This is a genomic window from Acaryochloris marina S15 (assembly GCF_018336915.1).
GTDB lineage: Bacteria > Cyanobacteriota > Cyanobacteriia > Thermosynechococcales > Thermosynechococcaceae > Acaryochloris > Acaryochloris marina_A.
Map to the genome: position 1 here is coordinate 5,849,298 of NZ_CP064923.1, position 25,019 is coordinate 5,874,316.

23 protein-coding genes are annotated in these 25,019 nt (G+C 46.3%); 10 read left to right on the top strand and 13 right to left on the bottom strand.

What is annotated here, in order from left to right; genetic code table 11:
• Positions 1-36: 36 nt before the first annotated feature.
• Both I1H34_RS26785 and I1H34_RS26790 read right to left on the bottom strand, forming a co-directional pair.
• A complete protein-coding gene (locus I1H34_RS26785) occupies positions 37-1,383 on the bottom strand; it encodes a flavin-containing monooxygenase (protein ID WP_212663870.1) in 1,347 nt (448 codons plus the stop codon).
• A gap of 24 nt (positions 1,384-1,407) precedes the next feature.
• Complete coding sequence (locus tag I1H34_RS26790; RefSeq protein WP_212663871.1) at positions 1,408-2,226, bottom strand: SDR family NAD(P)-dependent oxidoreductase; 819 nt, start codon at positions 2,224-2,226, stop codon at positions 1,408-1,410.
• A gap of 116 nt (positions 2,227-2,342) precedes the next feature.
• Here I1H34_RS26790 and I1H34_RS26795 point away from each other — a divergent pair, with 116 nt between their 5' ends.
• Complete coding sequence (locus I1H34_RS26795) at positions 2,343-3,179, top strand: GNAT family N-acetyltransferase (RefSeq protein WP_212663872.1); 837 nt, start codon at positions 2,343-2,345, stop codon at positions 3,177-3,179.
• Positions 3,180-3,181: 2 nt separating this feature from the next.
• Here I1H34_RS26795 and I1H34_RS26800 read toward each other — a convergent pair whose 3' ends face one another.
• The gene (locus I1H34_RS26800) at positions 3,182-4,459 is read right to left on the bottom strand and encodes a hypothetical protein (protein ID WP_212663873.1); all 1,278 of its coding nucleotides are present in this window, start codon (positions 4,457-4,459) and stop codon (positions 3,182-3,184) included.
• A 196-nt stretch (positions 4,460-4,655) separates the two neighbouring features.
• On the opposite strand from I1H34_RS26800, the gene I1H34_RS26805 reads away from it, so the two are divergent.
• Entirely contained in the window at positions 4,656-4,868 is a 213-nt protein-coding gene (locus I1H34_RS26805) for a chlorophyll a/b-binding protein (protein WP_212663874.1), read from the top strand.
• A gap of 78 nt (positions 4,869-4,946) precedes the next feature.
• On the opposite strand, the gene rpaB is transcribed toward I1H34_RS26805, so the two are convergent.
• Positions 4,947-5,660 carry a response regulator transcription factor RpaB gene (rpaB, locus tag I1H34_RS26810; RefSeq protein WP_212663875.1) on the bottom strand — a complete coding sequence of 238 codons (714 nt, stop codon included), beginning with the start codon at positions 5,658-5,660 and terminating at the stop codon, positions 4,947-4,949.
• A 435-nt stretch (positions 5,661-6,095) separates the two neighbouring features.
• On the opposite strand from rpaB, the gene I1H34_RS26815 reads away from it, so the two are divergent.
• From I1H34_RS26815 to ftsH4, 5 genes are all read left to right on the top strand, one after another.
• Complete coding sequence (locus tag I1H34_RS26815) at positions 6,096-6,239, top strand: hypothetical protein (RefSeq protein WP_010470165.1); 144 nt, start codon at positions 6,096-6,098, stop codon at positions 6,237-6,239.
• Between the two features lie 500 nt (positions 6,240-6,739).
• On the top strand, positions 6,740-6,892 hold the full coding sequence (locus tag I1H34_RS26820; protein ID WP_212663876.1) for a high light inducible protein: 153 nt from the start codon (positions 6,740-6,742) through the stop codon (positions 6,890-6,892).
• Between the two features lie 111 nt (positions 6,893-7,003).
• Positions 7,004-7,960 carry an RNA polymerase sigma factor, RpoD/SigA family gene (locus I1H34_RS26825; protein WP_212663877.1) on the top strand — a complete coding sequence of 319 codons (957 nt, stop codon included), beginning with the start codon at positions 7,004-7,006 and terminating at the stop codon, positions 7,958-7,960.
• Positions 7,961-8,358: 398 nt separating this feature from the next.
• Positions 8,359-8,556: a cyclic electron transport protein PGR5 gene (pgr5, locus tag I1H34_RS26830; protein WP_212663878.1), complete on the top strand. Its 198-nt coding sequence runs from the start codon at positions 8,359-8,361 to the stop codon at positions 8,554-8,556.
• 209 nt (positions 8,557-8,765) lie between these two features.
• Complete coding sequence (gene ftsH4 / locus I1H34_RS26835) at positions 8,766-10,679, top strand: ATP-dependent zinc metalloprotease FtsH4 (protein ID WP_212663879.1); 1,914 nt, start codon at positions 8,766-8,768, stop codon at positions 10,677-10,679.
• 71 nt (positions 10,680-10,750) lie between these two features.
• Here the strand turns inward: ftsH4 and I1H34_RS26840 are convergent, their stop codons facing one another.
• From I1H34_RS26840 to I1H34_RS26875, 8 genes are all read right to left on the bottom strand, one after another.
• Positions 10,751-11,473, bottom strand: a complete 723-nt coding sequence (locus I1H34_RS26840) for a DsbA family protein (RefSeq protein WP_212663880.1) — start codon at positions 11,471-11,473, stop codon at positions 10,751-10,753.
• Between the two features lie 171 nt (positions 11,474-11,644).
• The gene (locus tag I1H34_RS26845; protein ID WP_212663881.1) at positions 11,645-12,949 is read right to left on the bottom strand and encodes a glycosyltransferase family 4 protein; all 1,305 of its coding nucleotides are present in this window, start codon (positions 12,947-12,949) and stop codon (positions 11,645-11,647) included.
• On the bottom strand, positions 12,946-13,683 hold the full coding sequence (locus I1H34_RS26850) for a class I SAM-dependent methyltransferase (RefSeq protein ID WP_212663882.1): 738 nt from the start codon (positions 13,681-13,683) through the stop codon (positions 12,946-12,948). The genes I1H34_RS26845 and I1H34_RS26850 overlap by 4 nt, the downstream gene beginning before the upstream one ends.
• A gap of 7 nt (positions 13,684-13,690) precedes the next feature.
• Positions 13,691-14,953, bottom strand: coding sequence for a glycosyltransferase family 2 protein (locus I1H34_RS26855; RefSeq protein ID WP_212663883.1), 1,263 nt, complete (start codon positions 14,951-14,953; stop codon positions 13,691-13,693).
• On the bottom strand, positions 14,953-15,927 hold the full coding sequence (locus I1H34_RS26860) for a glycosyltransferase (protein ID WP_212663884.1): 975 nt from the start codon (positions 15,925-15,927) through the stop codon (positions 14,953-14,955). Before I1H34_RS26860 ends, I1H34_RS26855 begins: the two co-directional genes overlap by 1 nt.
• Before the next feature lie 78 nt (positions 15,928-16,005).
• Complete coding sequence (locus I1H34_RS26865) at positions 16,006-17,229, bottom strand: glycosyltransferase (RefSeq protein ID WP_212663885.1); 1,224 nt, start codon at positions 17,227-17,229, stop codon at positions 16,006-16,008.
• Positions 17,210-19,006 carry an ABC transporter ATP-binding protein gene (locus I1H34_RS26870; protein ID WP_212663886.1) on the bottom strand — a complete coding sequence of 599 codons (1,797 nt, stop codon included), beginning with the start codon at positions 19,004-19,006 and terminating at the stop codon, positions 17,210-17,212. The genes I1H34_RS26865 and I1H34_RS26870 overlap by 20 nt, the downstream gene beginning before the upstream one ends.
• 13 nt (positions 19,007-19,019) lie before the next feature.
• Positions 19,020-20,246, bottom strand: a complete 1,227-nt coding sequence (locus tag I1H34_RS26875; RefSeq protein ID WP_212663887.1) for a glycosyltransferase family 2 protein — start codon at positions 20,244-20,246, stop codon at positions 19,020-19,022.
• Between the two features lie 808 nt (positions 20,247-21,054).
• On the opposite strand from I1H34_RS26875, the gene I1H34_RS26880 reads away from it, so the two are divergent.
• The 3 genes from I1H34_RS26880 to I1H34_RS26890 all read left to right on the top strand — a co-directional run bounded on the left by I1H34_RS26880 (position 21,055) and on the right by I1H34_RS26890 (position 23,912).
• Positions 21,055-22,233, top strand: a complete 1,179-nt coding sequence (locus I1H34_RS26880) for a glycosyltransferase family 2 protein (RefSeq protein WP_212663888.1) — start codon at positions 21,055-21,057, stop codon at positions 22,231-22,233.
• A 209-nt stretch (positions 22,234-22,442) separates the two neighbouring features.
• The gene (locus I1H34_RS26885) at positions 22,443-22,580 is read left to right on the top strand and encodes a hypothetical protein (RefSeq protein ID WP_212663889.1); all 138 of its coding nucleotides are present in this window, start codon (positions 22,443-22,445) and stop codon (positions 22,578-22,580) included.
• Positions 22,581-22,613: 33 nt separating this feature from the next.
• Positions 22,614-23,912: a Glu/Leu/Phe/Val family dehydrogenase gene (locus tag I1H34_RS26890; protein WP_212663890.1), complete on the top strand. Its 1,299-nt coding sequence runs from the start codon at positions 22,614-22,616 to the stop codon at positions 23,910-23,912.
• A gap of 155 nt (positions 23,913-24,067) precedes the next feature.
• Here I1H34_RS26890 and I1H34_RS26895 read toward each other — a convergent pair whose 3' ends face one another.
• On the bottom strand, positions 24,068-24,922 hold the full coding sequence (locus tag I1H34_RS26895) for a DUF3179 domain-containing (seleno)protein (protein ID WP_212663891.1): 855 nt from the start codon (positions 24,920-24,922) through the stop codon (positions 24,068-24,070).
• Positions 24,923-25,019: the final 97 nt, after the last annotated feature.

The window sequence follows — 25,019 nt, forward strand, 5'->3', positions numbered from 1 at the left end:
TATGGGGCATCACCCATTCCCCGCTAGCCTGTCGCCCTAAGTTGAGACGGTGGGTTCAAGGCTTTCTCGTTCTCTTGCAGGAAGGGGTTGATTTTTAAAATTAGGATGCTGAGCGTCAACTTGATGCGCTTTTTGGCTAATTGAGTCAAAGTGATGGTCTGTCGATTCTAATTCCTTAAACATCTGCTGTGGATCGACCAAATGAGTATTCGGGAGTTTTTTACCCAGTTCTTTGAGTACTAAACCTACAGGCACATTGATATCTGCTTGCAGCTTGAGATAGCGAGCCAAGACCGGAGCAAATGCACTAATGACCGAACCAATCCCTCCCCGAGGTTGATACCACCCTATAAAATAGAGACCCTTATAGTCTTCTAGAAAAGCACCGTCATAGCATTTGACAATTGAACCTTGCACGCGCTGAAGCTCTGGTGCTAAGAACGGGTACGCCACATAGAAGCCCGTGGCACAAACGATGAGGTCGAAGTCTTCTCGGCTACCATCCTCAAAGATGACTGACTCTCCATCTAAAGCTTGGACGCCGGGTTTGGAAATAATACGGCCATGTTTGATGTAGTAAGGGACTTCACTATTGATGGTGGGATGTTTCTCAAAAATTCGATGCTTTGGTTTAGGCAGACCATAACTTTCATGTTTGCCAAATGTCAGCCGGATCAACAGGTAAACCATCAGCCGTTGATACCAGAGGGGGCTGGGGCTTGTGCTGTTCTTGCTGAGGTCAGCAACCGGAATGCCTGCAAAGGTTTTGGGAATAAACCAAGGCGTATCCCGCATACTCAAAACACATTTAGCTCCCACACGAGCGGCTTCGGCAGCTAAATCACAGGCTGAATTGCCAGAACCGATGACTAAAACGCGTTTGCCAATGAGCTGTTGAGGACGTTTGTAGTCTTTGGAGTGAATGATTTCTCCGTTAAAGCTTCCCTCAAATTGAGGCATCCGCTTGCACCAGTGATGGCCATTGCAGAGTAGTACCCCTTGATACAGTCGCTGTTCTTGATTGGCGAAGCTGACTTCCCAGAGATTATCTTCGACGGGGCGGACAAATGTGATTTCGCGGTTCAGCTCAATGGCGTCTCGTAAGTCGAAATGATCGGTAAACGCGTTAATGTAATCCCGCATGTTTTGGGCGCTGGGAAAATCAGGATACGTTTCCGGCATGGGGAAGTTTGTAAACTGAGTAATTCTGCGGGAAGAAATAATATGTGCGGTTTCGTAAACGCCATGATACCAATTTCCGCCAATATTATCGCTGGCATCCACCTGGTCGTAGGGAATCCCTGCCTCTTTGAGGGCTTGAGCCATTCCCAAGCCTGCGTAGCCAGCACCAATAATCAGATATTTCTCAGAGGTTTTTTGCACGACTTGCCTAGTGAATGAACTGCGTTAAGACGGTTTTTGGTATTGCTGTTTGATTTGAGTCGTGGTCCATTGGAGTAGGCCAGGAAAATACCGTTTGATTCGGGTCAGGACTCGGGAGGGCAGATCAGGAAAGACCTCTGGTTTGTTCTGCTGAATGCCCTGAAGGGTGGCTTGCATGATTTTATGGGGATCCGTGGTCATCCAGTGAGGCAGATCCGCTTTCCCTTCAGCGAGGGATCCAAAGCTATCTGAGTTGAGAATCGGTGTCCGACTAAAAAAGGGATAGACAGTGGTGACCTGGACGTTGAAGTCCTTGACCTCGTTGCGAACGCCATCACTATACCCCCGTAACCCAAATTTACTGGCCGCGTAGCCGGTTAACCCGGTTGGGGCGATCCAGCCAGCAACCGATGAAATATTAACGATATGGCCCTGGCGACGGGTAATCATATCTGCCACAAACCGGTTACTCAAGCGCATGGGGGCAAGGAGATTGAGCTGCATCATTAACTCCCACCGTTCAGTGGGAGTTTCATCCATGCGCCCATAGAGGGCAATGCCAGCATTGTTGATTAAAATGTCGACGGGATGATTGAGGGCTTGAACGTTCTGATAGAGAGACTCACACCCGTCCACGGTGCCCAAGTTGGTGACAAAGCTAGGCAGCAGTTCTCCTGGGTGGCTGTCTGGGTTGAGCTGCTCGGCCTGTTGTTCCAGCAAGGCGGCATTGATGTCCGTGCGGATCACTCGACTGCCTGCCTCCAATAAAAGCTGAGTCAGCTCGTGGCCAAATCCTCCGGTTGCTCCGGTTAAGAGCACAACGGCATTATTTAACTCGGTCATGGATAGACCTTCAGTTACTGTGATCAAATTGTAAAAGATGTGGGGATGTCAGGGATCTATTGCATATTCACTTTTATGATCGGGAAGCCTACCCCTAATCATCTCTGAGGCAATGAATGGACTTCCAAATCCGACCGGCTCAAAAAACAGATCTCTCTAATATTTGGGCTTGGGCTGCACAAGAGTCCTGGAATCCTGGCCGGTATGACTTGGAGGTGTATTGGCAACAAAATAGTTTGCTGGTGGGGTGGTTGGCGGATCAACCCGTTGGCTGTATTTCTGCGGCCTCGTATGATGCAGATTTTGGATTTTTAGGTTGTTATTTGGTGGATCATCGTCATCGAGGCCATGGTTATGGTCGATTCCTGTGGGAAAAGGCGATTTCTTCACTTCCAGCCCGCTGTATTGGCTTAGAAGGGGCGGTGGCGCTGCAGGATACCTATCTCCGCCATGGGTTTATCAAATCCTGTTTGCATGTTCGCCATCAACTTCAGTCTGGCACGGGTGATCCGGTGTCAGCGTCGCTGCAGGCGATTCATTCCGTCCCGTTTGAGCAGGTGCTGGACTACGATACGCGTCATTTTGTGGGGATGCGATCGCATTTCCTGCATCATTGGCTAGCAAGCCCTGAAATGCAGGGCTGGGCAGTTGTTCAGGAAGATCAACTCCTGGGATATGGTCTGATTCGACCTGCCGATCTGGGGTATCGCATCGGACCGCTGTTTGCCGATACGGCTGATATCGCTCAGCAGCTCTTGGCCGCTCTATTGCGGGTACCGCCTGCCGACCAGCCCGTTTATATGGATGTGCCCCATAGTAATGAACAGGCGAATCAGTTGATGAAGCAATTTCAGGCTATTCCCCTGTTTAGTAATTGCCGCATGTATAAAGGGGTATTTCCTGAGCTGCCGTTAAATGAAATTTATGGGGTGACCACCCTGGAAATGGGATAGCTCTATAACTGCGTTCGCAGGATGGTGCCTGAGAGGGGATGGGCTGTGGGGGTATAGGACTTAAGGCCATACTCAGCGCCGTAATCGGTGCCTAAGCCGAAATACCACTGTTCTTGGTATTGGGTGAGGGATCGCGCAAACGTATCGGATTCAAACCGGAGAATTTCACACCAGTGCCGTGGGTTCGTCGCTTGTCTAACGCGATTAATAAACCGGAGTTTGCCAGCGATCCACTGGCGCTCACTGGTCAGGATAAACAGACCTTTGGGGGTAGTCAACACATCCCAAGGAACTTCCTGGGGCTTGAGCTGGATGCGCTGCACCTGGGTGTTGTTGGGGGCTAAGGAGTTGGCGACAAATAATCCAGGGGGTTGGATATGGGGATCTTCACTGTTGAGAACTTTGGCTCCTTGAGCGGTGTGAGAGATATAGCGTGATCCTTGACTCACATAGGCCAGCTGGGATTGGAAAACCGCCGTTTTTTTCATCTGGGTGGCTTGAGGGTGATTGGGGAATAGGGTGGTTCGATCTAAATCTTGCCGCTGAATCGGTTGGAGGGTTTTCCCAAGCTGCCAAGGACGCCCGCCTGCAAAGATATAGAGGGAGTCTTCAAACCGTGTCAGATGGGCAGGACTCGTGTTTAGGGTTTGGATATCCTGCCAGGTTTGTCCTTTATCCCCAGAGGCCATTAAATAGCCCTGGTTATCGGGTCTGCGAATCACCGACCATAATTGACCTGCGAATCCTTCAATGGACCAGACATGCACTCCTCCTGGCAAAGTGCGAATTTTTTGCCAATCCTGCTGTAGACGGTAGATATTGCCCAAATCCCAGCTTTCTCGGGCATCAATCCCAGGTGTATACAAAGCCGAGTCAATGGTGTGAAAGCTGCGAATCTCTTCTTCTGGGGCGACGAAGTTGAACTGAAACTGTTTGGAGCTGGAGTCGAAAAACCATAAGGGAATCGGTCCTTGATTGGCATTGCTATCACCATGGCCAAGATAGATCTGGTTCTCAAACGGCACCATCACCCACACATTGCGGGCATAGGGTTGAGCCTTGGCATACTGGCCTGTGGTAAAAGGCGAGCCCAAATTTTCTAGGCGCTGGGTGACATCAGTGGCCGGGATCTGAGCACAGACTTGGGCGGCCGAAGAAGACCCTAAAGGCCACTGCAAAAATTGGGAGGCGATCACGCCTGTACCGGCTATGACGCTGACGAGGATAAGTGCTAAGCGCCCATAGTGAGGTTGTTTAGGGAAGGAGGATCGGGTGTTCACAAGCGGGAAGTAAGACGTTTTCGAGCAAGAAAGTTGGGGCAGGTCTTAGTCCCCAGAATATAGCGGATGCATGAGCTGGCTCAACCGGACAATGGCCCGTGACCTTCACGGGCGATCAGAGTATCGCAATGTTTCTTTACAAACCCATTTACTTGTGTTACATTTATTTACATAGTCAATTACGGAACTAACACACATGACATCTAGCGGATATACCTCTGACGATCGCGGTCGCATCAACCGTTTTGCAGTAGAGCCTAAAACTACAGCTAAAGCAGAGCCAGTATTTGGTTTCAATAAAGATGCTGAAAGATATAGTGGCCGTCTAGCCATGATCGGCTTCTTCGGAATTTTGTTGATTGAACTCGCCACTAATCTCACCTTTGTACAGATTGTGACCGGCGCATAGTTGCCAACAACAGTATTAATAAAAAGCTGAGGCAGTACCTCAGCTTTTTGCTTTTAAAACGTCGGTCTATATCTTGCCTTATTCACCCCGTTGGATGGCATAGCCTACGCCCCGTACTGAAAGAATCAAGTCGGGTTCTTCAGTATCCTCTTTGAGCTTGTTTCGTAGGCGAGACATATGAACATCGACGACACGGGTATCAATTTTGCCGTCGGGACTATAGCCCCAAACCTTTTGTAAAAATTCAACTCTAGAGATGGGTTCTCCAGGGCGGCTAACCAGCAGCTCTAGTAAATTAAATTCGAGATGAGTGAGCTGAATTCGTTCTTGATCCTTGTAGACTTGCCGTTTATTGGTATCAATCTCGAGATGGCCCACTTGAATGACACCGGCTGATGTTTGGTGGGAAGCGTGGGATTTGGTGATTCGCCGCAGAATACAGCGAATGCGCGACTCTAGCTCTTTGGGTGAAAAAGGCTTGACCATATAGTCATCCGCCCCCATTTCCAGGCCCGTAATCCGATCGGCCACGTCTGAGAGGGCAGTCAACATAATAATGGGGACATCTGATTCTTGCCGAAGAGATTGACAGACCTGATACCCATTTAGTTTGGGCATCATCACGTCCAAAATAATCAAATCGGGTTCTTGATGCTGAAAAACTTGCAGGGCCTCCTCGCCATCAGCGGCAGTGATGACGACAAACCCCATCATGGAGAGACGGGTTTCTAGGATCCGACGAATGCTAGCTTCATCATCAGCGACTAGGATTGTTTGCTGCTGATCTTTCAAACTGCTTTAGTATTCCAGAGACAGACAACGTTTAAGAGATGAGTACTCTTTGAACCTTAAATAACAAGCCCAAAAAAAAGTATGAATATGAAGTTTTTTTACATATTCTCAGAGGCTTCTAGAACTTGAGTTTAGCAGTTGGTAGTCGGTTCATTCGCATTGTTGTGCCAAAGTTTGAGCTTTCGGGGCAAGAGACCCCACTTGAGGCAGACGATGATCCCCTTTCCTTTGGCATGGGATGGGTGCTGTCCACTCAATGATTACAGTGGGTTGGACAAATATCGGTCTGGATATCGACACGGTTAAGTCCTACAAAACCTTAGGTACTCCATGGTTTGAACAACAAATTATTAATTGCTTGACATGTTGTTACATTTGCGTTACATTTATTTACATAAAGCAACAACACACATGAATTAATCGGAGTCTAATCCCATGAACACCTCTAACAACTTTTTTGGATTCAACCCCTTTGCTGAGGCTTGGAGCGGTCGTCTGGCTATGGTGGGTTTCTATGCTGCCATCGTCATTGAATTAGTGACTGGCAAAGGGGTATTGCATTTCTGGGGCTTGATGTAAGCGCTCCTAATGGTTGATGGGATGGGCTAATCATCCCAAGCTCACCCTGAAAGAGATGAAATGGCTAAAAATATTCAACCCTCATTCCCAGGCTTCAATTCATTGATAGAGATCTAGAATAGCCATCTAGCAATGCTCGTGAAGACTGAAGCTTGGGACATCTGACGGGTTCAGCATCGAAAAGCTTAATACTCCTCTGGGGGTGGCCAGTTAAACGAACTGCAAAAAAGTCTTTAGTCCTCGCCAGATACGGGCTTGCCGTTTACCCAGTCAAAAATCCTACTAAATCATTATCAAATTGACCTCAGCTGCATGGCTGAGGTTTTCTTTTGGCGGTTATGTAACAAATAGTTAGCTGAATATGAGAAGTCGAAACCCTTATAAAACAGGCTTTTGAGACATATATAAGGTGCTATCCTTTCATATTCTTGACAAAACGTTACACAGCAAGTTACATTTATTTACATAAGATTCATTCCTCGTTTACGGAGTCCAACGCTATGAGTACACAAAATCCAATCTGGGGTTTCACCGATTTTGCAGAAACCTTTGGTGGTCGCTTGGCAATGATGGGATTCTTTCTCGCCCTTGTGACTGAAGTTTTGACTGGTCAAGGCATTGTCGGTCAGATTGCTACATTACTAAACTTCTAAACTGGCGTTTCGGGTTTAGAACGACTCTATTTCATCTTTAATATTTTTTCCCCGGCCTAGGCCGGGGAGCTTTATTCCTCAGTTATCTGTGTTTACCCAAACATCGCCATTATGAAAAATTCATTTGTTAGTAAAGATTCAATCACTACCTATCTGCGTGAGATTAGCCGCTTTCCTCTGTTGAATCACGAACAAGAAGTCATCTTTGGCAAGCAGGTACAGCGGTTAACAACTTTGCAGGAGTTGAAGCAAGAATTACAGGACCACCTCGATCGAGAGCCGACCCAGAAAGAATGGGCCAAGAAGGCTCAGGTGTCTGTCGCACAACTGCAGAAGGAACTGAAAGTCGGAAACAAAGCCAATCGCAAAATGGTGGAATCCAATTTGCGTCTGGTCGTCTCCATTGCCAAGAAGTACAACAAAGCCAAAGTTGAATTTTTAGATTTGATTCAAGAAGGCACGATTGGCCTGCAGCGGGGTGTCGAGAAATTTGACCCTATGAAAGGCTATCGCTTCTCTACCTATGCGTACTGGTGGATTCGCCAAGCCATGACCCGTGCGATCGCAGAACAAGAACGAACGATTCGCCTCCCCATCCATATCAATGAAAAGCTTAGTAAGATGCGCAAAGTGAAGCGCCAACTGTCTCAGACCCTGCACCGCGACCCTACCGTGGCGGAGCTGGCAGCAGAGATGGAGCTTACCCCTAAAAAAATTGAAGATTATCTCAACTATGCTCGTCGCTCCATTTCTTTGGATATGCAGATTGGTGACCAGAAAAATACGGAACTGTGGGAGTTACTAGAAGACCCCAACGAATCCCCTGATACCTATGCCACGGCATCTTCTTTACGGTCCGATTTGGCAAAACTACTCCAGGATCTCAGCCCTCAGCAGCGAGAAGTGATTACGTTGCGATACGGCCTGATTGACCAGAACCCCTTGACCTTAGCGAAGGTGGGAGAGCGTCTAAACGTCAGCCGGGAATGGGTCCGCCGAGTGGAGCGAGAAGCCTTTAAGGTTTTGCGATCGCAAAAAGTGATGCTGCAAGAATATATGGCTTGCTAAACCCCTTGTTCCAGTCTCAATCTGTGCATCAGCTACTCTTCGGTCTAAAAGAGTAGCTTTTTTTTGTGACAGGTTATGTAACAGAAATTTACATACCGGCAGTCTATGGTGTTAGTCGGGAACCTTAGGTTTTTGGTTTTACCAGGGAGATTGAGTGTTAAACAGAGCCGACTATATTATGCTGATTCATCCTTTTATTGATTTTTTCCGTATAAATATGTCTTTATCTCGAAATAGATTAGATTTACAGCTTTATAAGCCTATTTAATTTCTTTTTTGAGATCTATTAAGCCTGGATGAATTCAATACCACCAGTTTTAAATACTCGCAACTTTTGTTGACATTCTGTTACAAAACAATTAACATGGTTAACATAACGTTACACAAAAGAATTCACCATGTTTGCTCCCCTCGTCGTGCTAGCCCGCAACATTGTCGGTCAACCCAGATTTATCAAACTCCGGGGGAAAGCCATTGCCCTGCATTCAAAAGCGATTACCAATGTCTGTAATCAGATTGGTATTGATCGGAGTCGTCGTCAGGGTTGGATTCGACTAGCACGCGATAACGGCAAACGTCTTGGCTTGCTGGCCTAAAGGATGAGTCAGCGTGATGCCCATCTCCCTCCTAGAGCAGAGGCGCAATCACCAAACTGGCTTCATTCTTACAAAGAGCCGCATCCCTTTCTGTAACTCAGCGCTACAACCGTTCAAACTTCTACTTTTGGGTGGCTCATCTTCCGGGTAATTCAAGATTTTTCACTTGCTTGAACCATCCTGATCATTCTTTAACTAAGGACATTCTCATGCCTGTAAACGATAAACCTCGACGCCCACGGCCAAGCCTTCTCAGCTCGATTTTGCTGGTGCTGCCTTTGGTGTTAATAGTGGTCAATTTAGTCTTGACCTTTGGTAATGGTCCGCGCGTCTCTAAAGTGCCCTACAGCTTTTTCATCGAGCAAGTTCAGGATGAGCAGGTGGCTCGGGTCTCCGTTGGCCAAGACATCATTCGTTATCAGATGAAAGATATGGATGGAAACTCCGGGCAAGTTCAAGAAACCACCCCTATCTTCGACCTAGAACTCCCCAAACTTCTCGAATCCAAAGGCGTTGAATTCGCCGCTACCCCTCCTGCTGGAAATCGCTGGTTCACCACCTTACTGAGCTGGGTGATTCCTCCCGTGATCTTCGTTGCCATTTTTCAATTCTTTAGCCGTGGTGGCATGGGTGGCGGTGGTCCCCAAGGTGCCCTCTCCGTGACCAAGAACAAAGCCAAAGTCTACGTCGAAGGCGATGACAATAAAGTCACCTTTGATGATGTTGCTGGTGTCGAAGAATCCAAAGCCGAACTCGAAGAAATTGTTGAGTTCCTCCAGTCTCCCAAGCGCTTCACTGATATCGGAGCCAAAATTCCCAAAGGTGTCTTACTCGTAGGCCCTCCTGGAACCGGTAAAACTTTGATGGCCAAAGCTGTCGCCGGTGAAGCAGGGGTTGCCTTCTTCAGTATCTCGGGTTCAGAATTTGTAGAACTATTTGTCGGTACCGGTGCAGCCCGAGTCCGGGACTTGTTTGAACAAGCGAAGAAGAAAGCCCCCTGCATTATCTTTATTGACGAATTGGATGCCATTGGTAAATCTCGGTCTGGTGGAAATGGCTTCGTTGGTGGTAATGATGAGCGGGAACAAACTCTCAACCAACTCTTAACAGAAATGGATGGTTTTGGGGCAGGCGATGCCACGGTTATCGTCTTAGCTGCAACGAACCGTCCTGAAACTTTAGACCCTGCCCTATTACGTCCCGGTCGATTTGACCGTCAAGTACTGGTAGACCGTCCTGATCTCACAGGTCGTCTAGCTATCTTGGAAATCTATGCCAAGAAGGTGAAGCTCGGTGAGAATGTTGACCTCAAGGCTATGGCCACTCGTACTCCTGGGTTTGCAGGCGCTGACTTAGCCAACTTGGTTAATGAAGCGGCACTACTCGCTGCCCGACGAGGGAACAAGGTAGTGGAGACCCAAGACTTTGCGGAAGCAATTGAGCGAGTAGTAGCGGGTCTAGAGAAGAAGAGCCGCGTGCTCAACGAGAAAGAGAAGAAGATTGTGGCTTACCACGAAGTCGGCCATGCCTTAGTCGGAGCCAAGATGTCAGGTTCGGATCAAGTGGAGAAGATTTCCATTGTTCCTCGCGGTATGGCTGCACTAGGTTACACGTTGCAAGTGCCTACGGAAGATCGGTTCTTGTTGAATGAGGCTGAACTTCGAGGTCAGATTGCGACTCTACTGGGTGGACGAGCAGCTGAGGAAGTCATCTTCGGTAGTATCACGACGGGTGCTTCTAATGATTTACAAAGAGCGACGGATCTAGCGGAGCAGATGGTGACGTCCTACGGCATGAGCGAGGTGTTAGGACCCCTTGCTTATGACAAGGGTCAGCAGAATAATTTCCTCGGTGGGGGAATGAATGCTCGTCGTGCAGTCAGTGATGAGACGGCTAAGGAGATAGATAAGGAGGTTAAGGGTATTGTGGAGACGGCTCATCAAGAAGCGCTCACTATCCTCAAGGGAAATAAGGAGCTGTTGGAGATGATTTCTGAGCAGTTGCTGGAGAAGGAAGTGATTGAGGGAGATGGTCTCAGAGAAATGCTGGCTAAGGTGCATCCTGAAACCCATGTGCAGTCTGAGCAGCATGTTCAAGAGACTGAAGAGCCTCTAGCTGTCTAAAACGTTCCACTGATAAATTCCTTTGATTGCCCTCTGCACAGCAGAGGGCATTTTTTTTGCGCTTGAGCTGCTCAAGTTCTAGCTAAAATGGCATCGACTGCAGCTGCATTGAAGGGGAGCTGAAGAATTTGACCATTGAGAGCAAAGAAAGGTGTCCCGGTGATACCAAGTTGTTGGGCAAGGGCTAAGTCAGCATCGATTGCTTTTGTGGCGGCAACACTGTTGCGATCGCGATCAAACTGCGCCAGATCCAACTGCAGTTGCTGTGCAATATCGGTGTAGAGCTTGTCCCCTAATTCCTCTTGGCGGGCAAAGAGGGCATCATGATAAGACCAAAACTGCCCCTGTTGCTGAGCCGCCCAAGCGGCCTGAGCGGCGGGCAGGGCCTGATCGTGAATCGCCTGAAGAGGGAGATGTTTGTAAGTGAAAGTAAACTGGTCAGGATTTTGCTTTAAATAGGCTTGGACATCGTTTGCCGCTTGGGCACAAAACGGACATTGAAAATCGGAGAATTCTACCAATAGGTTGGGGTTATTCTGAGCGCCAGTAGTGGGTGAGTTGCCGACTAGAACATTAGCGTTAAGCTGCTGGATGGCAGCTTGCTGGGCTTGTTGCTGGGCCTGTTTTTGATTCTGTTGGTAAGTTTGCACCGATTCAATAATGACTTCGGGGTGATTACGAAGGATCTGGAGAACCTGCTCTTCTAGGTTGTCTACGGCTAAGCCTGGAGTGCTCCAACCAAGCCATAGGCAAAGACTCAGCAGTCCCATTGCTATGAATCGAAGTGATTGCATTGTGCCCCCTTCTATTGGTTTTAGAGAATAATAGCGTGATTTTTACCATTATCAGCAGTTGCACCTTGAGGCCCTTTGAGGCTGTGTGGGATGGAGTGTGCACTCAATGATCCAGAGAAACACCATCAATGAAGCGTAAAGGCTGTGAGTAGGTGTGTACACCTAAAATCTCTATAAATGAACGGTGTTTATGGGACTGAGAAAACTACGCAATTGCCTGCCTATCGCCTCAATGGAGAACAATGATTGTGCTCGTTGATAAGCTTGATAGGCGAATTGCAACCGCAAGGCATCATCCTCTAAAAGTTGGCCCATCGCGGCAGCCAGGGAATGAGGATCTTCGACGGGTACCACTACTCCACCTGGATCAGCACCGCTGATAACAGCTTCTGAAACACCTGGAACATCTGTAGCCACTACTGGTAATTGGCAAGCCATTGCCTCAATGAGAGCAACTGCAAATCCTTCATGGCGTGAGGGCAACACATACAGATCGGCAGCGACCAGATAGTTGCGAATCGTGGGCTTATCAAGGATGTATTCGTTGACCCAATGTATGTTGGCCATTTGTGTATCATCCAGTAACTGTTGCAGTGTGTCTGCATCGCTACCCGTACCCACCAGCAATAATTGCAAATCTCGGGTTGGATGATCTTGACACAGACATTGCCAGGCTTGTAGTAAGACATCTAATCCCTTGCGGTGTAGATCGACTCGTCCATGCCAAGCCACGACTTGAGCATCAGTCGCAATACCAAGATGTTGACGGATCGGAGAGTCTTCTCTGGTCGCCCATTGCTCTAAATTAAGGGGATTATAAATTTTGGCAATTTTTGCTTGGGGCACGTTGTAACAGGTCATGACTCGGTTGATTTCTTGCTGAGATCCAATAATGAGTCCTGAACACGCGCGTAACGTAGTCGGGCGGACATATCTTTCTAATTGGGTAATCTGAAAATCTCCTCCCTGAAAGCTAGCAAAAACAGGAATATTCAGCCTTTTACCGAGCCATATGCTGATATCAAAACGGGCATATTCATATTCTTGGCAAAGAAGGGCATTGCAATGTTCTTGCTGGATTACCTTTGCTAGTGATCGCCAGGGCGTTGCCAAATAGGGGACAAGATTTCGCAGGGCAATCCACCAAGGGGATTGATGCCCAAAAGTTGCTTGAGCCGTTAATCCATAGGGATTCACCATCTGGTGACGAATCGCTAGATAAACAGAAGGAGACGGCAATGTCCAAATGACAGCACCGGTAGGTTGATGGATAGAGCGCATGGGAGAGCGGACTTGCGCAGATATACAGATTAAAACACTATGAATGTTAACCTTCTGGAGGGCTTCAATGTAGCCAAATAGCCATCCCCCTGTCATGTCTCGTTGAAATGCTTTGAGAGAGATATCTAGCGGATCTAGAAAATCTTCAATCACATTCCCCCACGGTAAGAGGGCAATCGTTGACACGGATGTCATATTTTCTGCCAAGAAATGGCAGTTTCAGTACCCATGGCATGGGGTTGATGCGACCAGTAGCCTATCCAGGTGAGTGGACTTAAGATCCAACAAACCAATTGCCGTTGATAACCAGCCAGTTTGGAAAAAGAAATATCGTGACAGAAGACGGTCAGTGGGTTGATAAATGTCATCCAGTGACAACGAGACAGGGGAATAAGAGATTCCAACTCCGTCATAGAATATCCCTGTCGGACATGGCCCCATTCTGCCATCAGGTCTGTATCTTGAGGACAAATCATTTGCATCAATGGGTAATAGGGAAATCGCCAGTTTTCATTGGGCGTACTGATGAGTAGATAGCCGCTTGGCTTCAGCACTCTGATGGCTTCAGCGATTGCCTGTTGATGGTTGGGAATATGTTCTAACAGATCAAACATGGTCACAGCATCAAAGGAGCCATCCTTGAACGGAAGTTCTGTAGCATCTCCACAGATATAGGTCACACGTGCTTGTTGGTTACAAGCAGAATTGGCATAGTCAGGGTTGAAGTCAATGTTAGTAATCTGGGCAGTGGGGAAGAGCATAGCGCTTAGGCCACTTTCCCCTCCTCCCACTTCTAGAATCTTGGAATAATCGGCGTCTGGAGTGATCTGATAGATTGCTCTCATTTTCTCCCGATAGAAGAAGCCTAGCGTTAAGGGTTTCGGGAATGGATTATGCGCCAAGAAGTCGTGGAAATTCGCTTTAGACATAATGTAATCAATAACGGTTAGTCACTGAATCGATCGCTTCCTGGGGATGACGACGATCCAGATGTTGTGTCATCCATAGATAAGTAAAGGGTCCTAAACAACACCCTAGAAGTTCAGACCAGTAAGTGCTGTACTGCCTTTGAAACCCATTCCGAATCGCTCTGATCAGTAAGCGTAAATAGTTGAGGGGCAGTAGGCCAACTAGTCGCCAAAGATTGCCCCAATGTCGATGTTTTTCGAACTGGATCAGCAAGGCGACAACGTGGCCTTGCATATAAGCCTGCATTTGCTGTTGGAGACCTGCAAAGGCTCGTCGATGAGAATGGTAAACGACGGCAGTCGGCAGATAGCGACAGTGCCCACCATGAGCGAGGATCCGATACCACATTTCCGAATCCTCGCTGCACCCAGCCGCACCTGCCCCCAATCGAAGATCAAAGCCTCCAAGCTGGTTGAAAATGTCTCGCCGGAACGCCATATTCGCACCAGCACCGATATCCCAAACCGGCACAGCAGTGGCCTGATGTTGCCTAAAGAACTGCGTTTCAAAGGTGATCGGTTGATAGCCATTGTTGAGATAGCCGTAGGATAGTTCAAAAAGGCCCTGAGCATCTGTTTCTAACTCTTTGGGCAACACAATTCCAGTGACAGCCATGATCTCTGGTGAAGAGAAACCCGCACAAAGCTGCTGAAGCCAGAGGGGATGAACACAAACATCATCATCTGTAAATACAACAATGTCTCCCTGACTATGTTGAATACCCGTATTGCGAGCATGGCTCAGGCCCGGTTGTGGTTCAAGTAGATAGTGAACCCCTTCAAATTGTTGGATCAATGTCTGAGTACTGTCATCTTGAGGTGCATTATCTACGACAATAATTTCATTTGCTGCTGAAGTGAGTTGTTGCAATGACTGCAAGCATCGTTTGAGGTACTCAGGTCGATCCCGCGTACAAATAATCAAGGAGACAGATAGATCTGAGTGAGCGGGGCTAGGGATAATATCATCTAGCGGTGCTACAAGGTCACTGACATGAGTCAGCGTCAGTTCGCAGGAACTTGTCTTTAAGTATGAGCGAACTGTTGACTGGATCGTTTGAGCGGCTAACGTCGCTAGGGCAGCATCTGATAAAGGCAATTCTTCCGGTGTAACAGTTGCATATCCCAAGGGAAGATGATGCCACCAGAAAATCAGATAAAGTGACCGTGATATTGCCCTTAACTGAGGTAAAGGGTGACTTAAATCAATATGAATAATGTCGTATGCCATCACTGTGACTCCTTAGGAATCGCACTGCCTAAAATAGCCTGGCGCTGAGTCGCATCCATCATCCATAATTTCCAAATGCCTTGCAGCCAGCCCCACCAAAAGTACGCTTTGATCACGACTACTGTTTTGGATTGGTTACCCAACAGCGCTTTCATCCCTTCAAATGTCAATATTTGGAACTGTTGAATACCTTCGCGAAGAGATGCGAACCACCATTGTTGGTAAGAGTTAGCCCACAACATAGAGTCCCCGTAAAGTTTGGATGTCCCTAAAGCATGGTTAATCTGCATGAGATAACCCGAAGATAATCGATGGCTGGGAATAATATGGTGCAATTGGCAAGTCGGAGCATACCATAAGGGACGTTTGGCACCCAGCCTTAACGCTAATTCCACATCTCCCCCTGATACGAGACGTTTGCCAATTCGATCTTCTAGCAATGGCTGGTCAATCCACCCTGTTTCGATCAAGGCATGGCGATTAATTACTATTCCAGCCCCGACTAAGCACTGAATGATTTTGGCTTCTGCTCCTCCTTCTTGTTCAGCGAAGGAGTAGTGAAACTGTTCGACAAAAGGAGGGGGAGCGGTTTCCCAGGACAGAATCACTCGCCCCCCAAATGCCCCACAATGAGGATGAGATTGGGCAAACTTAGCCGCTTCTGCGACCCAATTGGGTGCGATTAAGCAATCATCATCAATGAATGCAATCCAGTCTGTTTGAGTCTGCTTGACGCCACATACTCTGGCTGGGGTCAGTCCCTGAACGGATTCGTTGACTATCGCCAGATGGTCTATACAGCTTTGGTACTGGGATACAACAGCCTCTGTATCATCAGTACAATTGTTATTGACAACTAGAACTTGCCAATCCAGAGCTACATCAAGGGTTTGGTTTGCAATGGCATTCAGGCAGCGCGCCAATAAAGGTGCATTGTTATAGGTGCAAATCACTAAACTTAATGACAAGGACATAGTCTTTGAAGAAGAAGATTCCTGGATGAGTTGCCTGAGCAAGTAGCCCAATGTATTAAGAGCAAAAAAATGAATGACTTAGATAGGGTGGGTATCAAAGTGACTCTGAATGGATTGAGTACGGCGCTGTGATCGCCCATATCCACCCAGAAGTCCCATGATGCCACCCCAAATTTCCGCTAACACCATGTCAATAGGTAAGGTATGCGTTTTCAGTACGCTCCGACTTAACAGCGTGAGTTGGTATTGAAACCACCAACCGACTAATTGAATGAATTGCGATCGCATCTCGCGATCATGTAAATAAGATTTGCCCACAAAAGCCATAAAACCTAACCCCCAGCTCCAATATTGTCGACGTAATTTCGCTAGATCTGGTCGATGTTGATGAAAAACCAAATAGCTGGGCTCATAAATTAAGGGATGCCCTGCTCTCACCACACGATAAAAAATATCTAAATCTCCCCCCCCTGGCATCGGTCCACCTGTATCTAGGGCATTATCAAATCCCCCCAGCTCTAACAACAGAGATCGACGAAAAGCCATGTTGCAACCCGCTCCAAAAATCCCTGCACCGCATGGATAAAGTGTATTTCCTGCTAGCTGTTGACCATATCGAATTTTCTCAAACCCCCGTTGAAACCCCCCGCGTTCCTCAAATAAAATTTGGGCGGTGGAGTTTAGCTCATAGGGCAAGACCAATCCCGTAAAACCTCCTGCATCAGGATTTTCACAAAACGCAGCAGTTAAACCCTCCAACCACAACCGATCTACCGTGACATCATCATCTAAAAAGGCTAAGAGTTCAGTCGTTGAACTCTGTAGGGCATGATTGCGGGCAAAATCAAGGCCAGGTTTGGGCTCACAGACATAACGAACTGTGGGTAAGTCGCTCACTAACTCATACGTCTGTTGATCCGATGGGGCATTATCTACCACTAAGATGTCTAACTTAGACGAGCTTTGTTGTTGCAAAAGCAGAAGAGACCCCAAGCAGCGTTGGAGATTTTCAGTCCGATCCTTCGTACAAATTGCTACTGTCAATGATGGCAAGCTGATGGTAGAGACCGGATTGATCTGAGCATAGATCTTGTCTTGCAAAATCTTCTGTATAGTGTCTTGCCCCAACCAATTGGATACCTCTTCTGCTGACAGAGTTGTTTGGGGCGGAAACGCCTTCATTAAGAACCCCACAGGCTGATCTTGATATCGGAGGATGAGTGCCAACCCCGTATCATTCGGCCCAGTCGTTAATGTGGGCAAAGGTTCAGACACTTCTAGCTCAAGGATTGGATAGGGCATGATGATACTGGCGTCGATAAAGTTCTGCAAAGAGGCCTTGCTGATTTAGTAATTGAGATAGTGTTCCGCATTCCCTAATTTGGCCAGCATCCATCACCACAATTTGTTCAGCGTTTTCAATAGTGGACAGGCGATGAGCAATCGCAATAACCGTCCGATCACGACAAAATATGTCCAGAGCCTCTTGAATTAAGGATTCAGAAAGGGTATCTAAAGCATTTGTGGCCTCGTCTAAAATTAGAATGTCTGGATTTCTCACAATTGCTCGCGCTAGAGCAATTCGCTGGCGTTGCCCTCCAGATAGACGGATGCCTTTATCTCCGACTAATGTTTGGTAGCCATCAGGCAACTCTGCAATAAATTGATGAGCATGGGCTTGTTGAGCAGCAGCCAGAATTTCGTCTTTCGTGGCATCCAAACGACCATAGGCAATATTGTGATAAACCGTATCACTGAACAGAAAAATATCTTGGCTCACTAAAGCGATATGGCTACGCCAATCTGCGAGATTGAGCTGAGTCAGCGGTTGGCCGTCAACCCGAATCTCTCCTGTTGTCGGGTCATAGAAGCGAAACAGCAAGTGAATCAAAGTAGACTTGCCTGCTCCAGAAGGTCCGACTATCGCCGTAGTTTTTCCTTGGGGAATAGCAAGAGATAGGTGACTTAGGACGTTATTCTGGTCTGGGCTATAGCAAAAGCTAACCTGGTCTACTTGTATTTCATGGTTCAGACTGAAAAACGATTGATAACCAGATGGTACATAGGTTTTATTGGATTGATCGATAAAGTTTAGAACTGAATCGACTGAACTAATGAGTCCGAGTAAAGCGACATAATCATTACCAATTGCCTTAATACGTGGTTGGAGCTGGTACAAAATCAGGACAAAAATGAGCAATGTTGGTAGGCTGACCCAATTGAAAAAGAGTCCAATCACCAAAACCAATAGAACCAACATCGCACCTAATACTTCGAAGGTAGGGCTAGTGGTCATGGACAACCTATTAAGCTTCAAAAATACCTGACTGACTGTTTGGGAAGAATCATCAAAACGTTTCGTTTCAAAATTTTCTTGGCCAAAGCCCCGAATGGTTTGCATTCCTGCCAATCCTTCGCACATCCTTACTGCTAGGTTGCTGTTGGCATGCAGGGCTTCCTGCCCTAGTTTTTTGACCTGTTGAGTTAACAAACGGACCAGCGTTGAAATACAGAAAAGTGCTAGGCCCACAAAGAGCGTCAATGACCAAGACAGCATCAGTAGTAGGCCGATAAAGACGATAACAGTGCAGCTACTAATTAAGATCTTGACTAATCGTTCGAGCGCATCACTAACCCGCCACGTTTCTGAGGCTAAAAGATTGAGCAAGGATCCAGATTTTTGATCCTGTAAATAACTATTGCTAACGGCCATCAATTGCCGAAAGATACTGGTTCTGAGCTGATGACTAATTTTGCTATTCAGCCAGGCAAACAAGACTAAATTGATATAGAGCAGGATATTTTTGAAGGCGATTGCCGCAAAAATACATGAGGGAATGACAACAATGCGCCACTGGGCGGATAACGGTCCAAATAATCTATTGAGCTGAGCTGGGAGGCCACTTTCTAGGGATGCTGCACCTGAAGCGTTCATCCCTTCTAAAAAAGGGATGAATAAGCTTAATCCGAATCCTTCGGCTAAGGAAGAAGCAATGCCTAAGATAACAATGGCAGCAATACTCAAGGGGAAAGGGCTGGCTAATTGAAATAACTGCTTAATGGCTTTCTGCTCATTCATTGCTCAGACCCGTTTAGACTTGCATGGCTTCATGATCACTCGCATCATGGGCTGAAGAGATGCAGCCGTTATAAAACTCTCGGTAACTATTATGAATAGCTGATAGCCTTGCCTCCAAGAGTGTCTTGAGAGAAACAGATTGCGGAAAATGACGATCAGGACATATTTGTGAGTGAATCCATTTAATTCTCAAAGACCTCAGTAAATTTTCTGGGAATAGTTGCAGCAAAAAAACAGTGATATAGCGTTTAATTAAAAATCGATTGTTTAGGGTGAATTGGGCAGAACTAGGAGCATTGACCTCCATAGAATGCTCGTTTGCAGACTGCTGCTGTGTGAATAGATGATAGGTAGACTGCCACAGCAGTTGGCTTACCAGGCTATAACTCCCAAATGCACATAAGGTCATTGCCCAATCTGTTTTATAAGCTTGGGAGACTGCACTCCAAGCTTGTTGATTGCAGCCTTCATTGCAATATTTTTTACCTAGTTGCAAGGAGTCAATTGCATGACACCATTGCATCACTGTGGAATAAACCTGTGGATACTGCTCATTGATTCGCTTCAGTGCCAAAGTTTTAGAGCGATTCATGTCATCTATATTTCTAGACATACTGCCCTGTAGTTGACGGTAGCCCACTAATAATTCAGGAACTAGCACTACTTGATACTTTTCAGAAATTCTGAGGTAAAGATCCCAATCCTCGCATCCTTGAGCCTGTTGATTTACAAAATCAGTGTTGTAGGTGCCAATATCTTCCAAGCAACTCCGACGAATGGTAGAGGCACTTGCATTCCCAACAACATTGGAGACAAGCATGATGGGAAAGATATTCCCATAGTAGGGTGAGGCTCGAATATTACTCGTCCACAGATTCTTTTGATCAATATCTGCGGACCAAGAAAAAACCATTCCTACACTTTCAGGTTCAACAACAAGGCGTTTGACTTGTTTCTCAATATTTTCTCTATGCCAAAGGTCGTCAGCATCTAGAAAAGCAATAAATTCCCCTTGAGAAACCTTGATGCCGTGATTTCGAGCGGCTGCGACACCTGCATTAGGCTGTTGGATCAGCCTAAATCGCTCATCTTGATCTATAAAGTTCTGAGCAATGGTCGCTGTCTCATCTGTGGAGCCATCATCAATAATTAGAACTTCAAAATGACGATATGTTTGGTTAAGGAGAGATTTTAGTGTTTGTCCAATAAAAACTGCAGCATTATATGCAGGAACAATCACTGATACGAGTGGCTGAGATATATCTCCCATAATATTGTGGATATTAGATAATACTAATATTTTATCTACAGGTGCTAGAAGCAGTACGTCCTGGGAAATTGGCCCAATGTAGCTAAGGCGAAGTGCTGAGTATCTTTTGATACAAAAAGATGGCAAATCTTTATTGAGAGGTTACTTAGATCAAGCATAGAGATGAACCCATTTGCATGTATTATTTTATAGAATAATATACCATTTCTATGGTATATTTCAAAGAAAATATCAGCAATTTAATTGAGCCTGAACTAATATAACTTGCCTTTGAATTAATCGCTAATGCGTTAATTTCCATGTAATCTTTGGATAAGTTTTGAATTTGATCAATGCTAACAAATCCTTGCTTTTTTGATGAAGCATTAATGTAGAATTGTACCTATCAGCTTTTAGTTCTTGATTGCAAAATATTGAGAAAACCAAAAACTTCTTGCTGTTTAATAGAAATTTAATATTAGTTATGAAGTTTGAAAAGTCTGGTATTATTGTCAGAAAGATTCCAATTTACATCGTATATTTGGAATAGCCAGGTAAAGAAAATTGAATTGATTCACTCGTTTGGAGAATAGTAATATCAGTCCTCTTATGGGATGGTTTGTTTTTTAGTGCTGTTTGGATTTCAGGAAAATTCTGTATGGCATTTTTTTGAAATAGTTCTAGGAAGGTTGAGTTTGATTTGTTCTGTAGCACCTGAATTTGTCTTTCAGTCCGTTAGAGCTGGATATATTTTGAAGCTAGGGCACTACCTAAAATAAGCAGCTGTCTTGATTGTTTTATGAATAATTCGCTTATTTCTGTCATTATTCCTGCGTATAATGCATCTGAATATATTGGTAGAACCTTGACCTCAGTCATTAATCAGTCCTACCAGAATTTTGAGATATTGGTGGTCGATGATGGGTCTACAGATGAGACAGCCTCCATCGCTAGCCATTTTGCTGAATTGGATTCGAGAATAATGCTGATTCAGCAAGCAAATCAAGGTGTTGCTTCTGCCCGAAATCACGGCATCAAGGTTGCTCAAGGCGAGTATATTGCACCCTTAGATGCAGATGATATTTGGCATAAGGATAATCTTAAAAAGAAATTCCAGATGTTCCTTATGCAAGAGGCATCTGTAGGTATGGTCTATTCTTGGTCTGCTGATATTGATGAACTTGGATACTTCACGGGGCATACCCATGTTGCCAGATACTTCGGGAATGTTTTGCCTGGCTTATGTTTGTCAAATTTTATCGGTAATGCCAGTTCCACAATGATTCGCAGTAAATGTTTCAACAACATTGGGGGATATTCAACTGAGCTTAAAGACAATAATGCCCAAGGGGCTGAAGACTGGGATCTGTATATTCGACTTGCTATTTGCTACCAAGTACAGGTCATACCAGAAGTTTTAGTGGGCTATCGACAACTCACGAACGGCATGTCCAAGAATACTGTCGTAATGATGAAATCTCAATATCTGACGTTGAAACGTTTAAAGGACAAGCTCGCCTTTCAATGCCCTATGTTGGAGCGCAGAATTTCTAGTAGTCATTTATCTGTAATGACACGCCAATTTTATGAAGAAGAGGCTTTTGATCAAGCTTTAGCTCATTTTATTAAAGCTATATGGGGTGAGGGGTTGATAACTTTGCTCCCATTTCGAAACTGGAGGTTATTGCTGAAGATACTTAGTAAGTTGTTCTTAGGTGGATGGCTTACTGCTAGTTCATTTGAAGAGAATGACGCTCAATCACCAAGTTTTTTGATATGTCGTCCTATAACTAAGTATCTAGATTGGATTTTTAATCTTTTTGCCGATAACAACTACACCCCAATTCAGAAATTGTCTGAACAAATTTATCCAGCAGGTCAAGAAGTGGGAGTACTCCCTTGGCGAAACACGATACTTCTGAAGTATCAGTTCTTAAAACAGATCAATACTTTGACAGGACAAGGACTACTTTGGTAGCCAAGATTTTTGGACTTCATCGCATCTTCAGTCGTTAGTTCTAGAGGTGAGAGTGTTTCTGTATGGGCATTCTAGGAATAAGGATTAAATCACCTCTAGAATATTGTTATCTTCGTGGTTCAGAAAAATCTGATGAAGTTGCAAGCATGAGATATCAGTTACCATTGTGAATTCGATGCGAATACTGATCACTTTTTAAGAGATTTGACATGAGCGACGAGACGAGGAACGCAGACTGGGACAAAGGACTTAGCAGCAAGTTGTTCTTAGATGGTTTATGGTTGCGTTTCGTTATGTTTGTTGAATCAACGCTGCGATCGCAATCGCAAACCCAACGTCGGGAGTAGGCTGGAATTAGCCTTTCACAGCAGGATGTTCTCGTGGGTACGGACAATCAACTCTTTAGCGATGCCACTCACCGTTTAACCACTGCCTTAGAGCATGTGGACTTGCCCGAAGATGTTTTAGAAACTTTGAAATATCCCAAGGCTCAACTCGGGGTTTCTATTCCGGTGCGCATGGATAATGGCGAACTGAAAATCTTTCAAGGCTATCGCGTCCGCTATGACGATACTCGCGGTCCAGCTAAGGGTGGAGTTAGGTATCATCCAGGTGTTTCCATTGATGAAGTCCAGTCCCTAGCTTTTTGGATGACCTTTAAATGTGCTGCCCTAAACTTACCCTTTGGAGGTGGTAAGGGGGGCATTACGGTAGATCCCAAAGCTCTCTCGCGGATGGAACTAGAGCGTTTAAGCCGGGGCTATATTGATGCCATTGCCGATTTTATTGGGCCTGATGTTGATATTCTGGCGCCTGATGTCTATACCAACCCGATGATTATGGGCTGGATGATGGATCAGTACAGCATTATCAAACGCCAAATTTGCCGAGGGGTGGTGACGGGGAAACCCCTGGCGATTGGTGGCAGCGTCGGCAGAAATACGGCCACGGGAATGGGAGCCTTTTTCGTGATTGAGGCGATGGGGCCCAAGCTGGAATTGATTCCTGAGCAAACCACAGTCGCAGTCCAAGGGTTTGGAAATGCTGGCGCTGTTGTGGCTGAACTGCTAAATCAAGTGGGTTATAAAGTCGTTGCTGTTAGCGATTCACAAGGGGGGATTTATGCGCCTCAAGGTTTGGATATTGCCAGTATCCGCAAGCATAAAGAAGCCAGCCGCTCCATGAAGGCGGTCTATTGTGATGGCAGTGTCTGCAGCATTATTGAGCATGACACGATCACCAATGAAGAGCTGCTGGCGCTGGATGTAGATGTGCTGATTCCCGCAGCGTTGGAGAATCAAATTACTGCTGATAATGCTGAGCAGATCAAAGCAAAGTATATTTTTGAGGTTGCCAATGGTCCGGTGACTTCAGCGGCGGACGCAATTTTGGTGGAGGCGGGCACGACAGTCTTCCCGGATATTTTGGTGAATGCGGGGGGAGTCACGGTCAGCTATTTTGAATGGGTACAAAATCGGAGTGGTCTCTACTGGACGGAACCAGAAGTGCAGAAGCAGCTTCAGCAAAAGATGGTGGAGGAGACGGAGACGATTTGGCAAATTGCTCAAACTAAGGAGATTTCAGTAAGGACTGCGGCCTATGTGCATGCTTTAAATCGGATTGGGGAAGCAGTTACAGCTAAGGGAACACGGGACTATTACGCGAAGTATCAGCCATGATCGTTTTTGCCCCCAAAGGCAGTCTCTTATGATCCAGCTTCCAACCGCGTTTTCTAGTTGAGCGAGTGCCAGTAATATTTCCCAACAACTTTGTTGCCAACAATTTTGTTAGCAGTGCTCCCTCTTGGTTAGGCTTTACGTTATGAGCGCAACAGCTATTGCTCGGCATTAGCATTCTCTTCCATACCGTAAATACTGCAGTGGGGAAATGTCAGCGCAAAGCCATACCAGCGGAGAAAGTATTGTAAGGGGCGAGTGCTGTCAGCCCAAGTTGCACTGGGGGCACCATCTAGCGGGTTGAGGGATACCTGTAGCGTTTGCCCATTCCATTCATCGGTGACCTGCTGTTCAATCCCGACGTGGGGATAGAAACGAGCTATCCCATCTACTACAACCCCCAAACCCATCGTCATTCTGGGTAATCGTGGATCTTCGGCAGCCATAGTTTGGGTAAACAGCTTCGGTAAATAGCCTGTTTGCCCGAAGGTCCACTGGCCGAAGCGCATCACTCGTCGAAAAATGGGACGCTGATGCGATCGCAAAATCCGTAACTCGGGTTCTTGCCGACGGGCCGCCGCCACAGTGGTCATTTCCAGGCTCCAAGCTTCAAGCTGAGTCCCTGCCAATGGTCCATAGACCGCTTGCCCTGTGATGTGGTCCCAGTAGGTGCCCGTCTCATCATCCGTGAGAATGGCAACCCCGTTGTACAGTCCCCCCACCTGGAAATGATAGCGTTGCCCCTCCACTACAGGCGTTAGCCCAACACCGCTATGACAAACCCCACAAAATGAAACGATGTAAGGCTGATCCGCCAACGTTCCTTGAGCCAGATGGTGATACGCCATTTCTTGCAATAACAGAGCGCGTCGTTGACCTTGCCGTTCAAATACAATTAGCTCAGCAGTGTCCGGTAGTCGGGTGGATGCAATGGATATCCCTGCATCAATGACCTCAAAACGCTGAAATAGGTCGGGCTGCTTTTGCAAGCGACTAGGATCGAAGTGAGACATGCTCTAACTCCTTAGCAAGAAGATGATGACTTAATTAAACACTTGTTTAGTTAGGCTATCGCTGCTGAATGGAGCTGTCAAGTTTTACGCTAGTGCT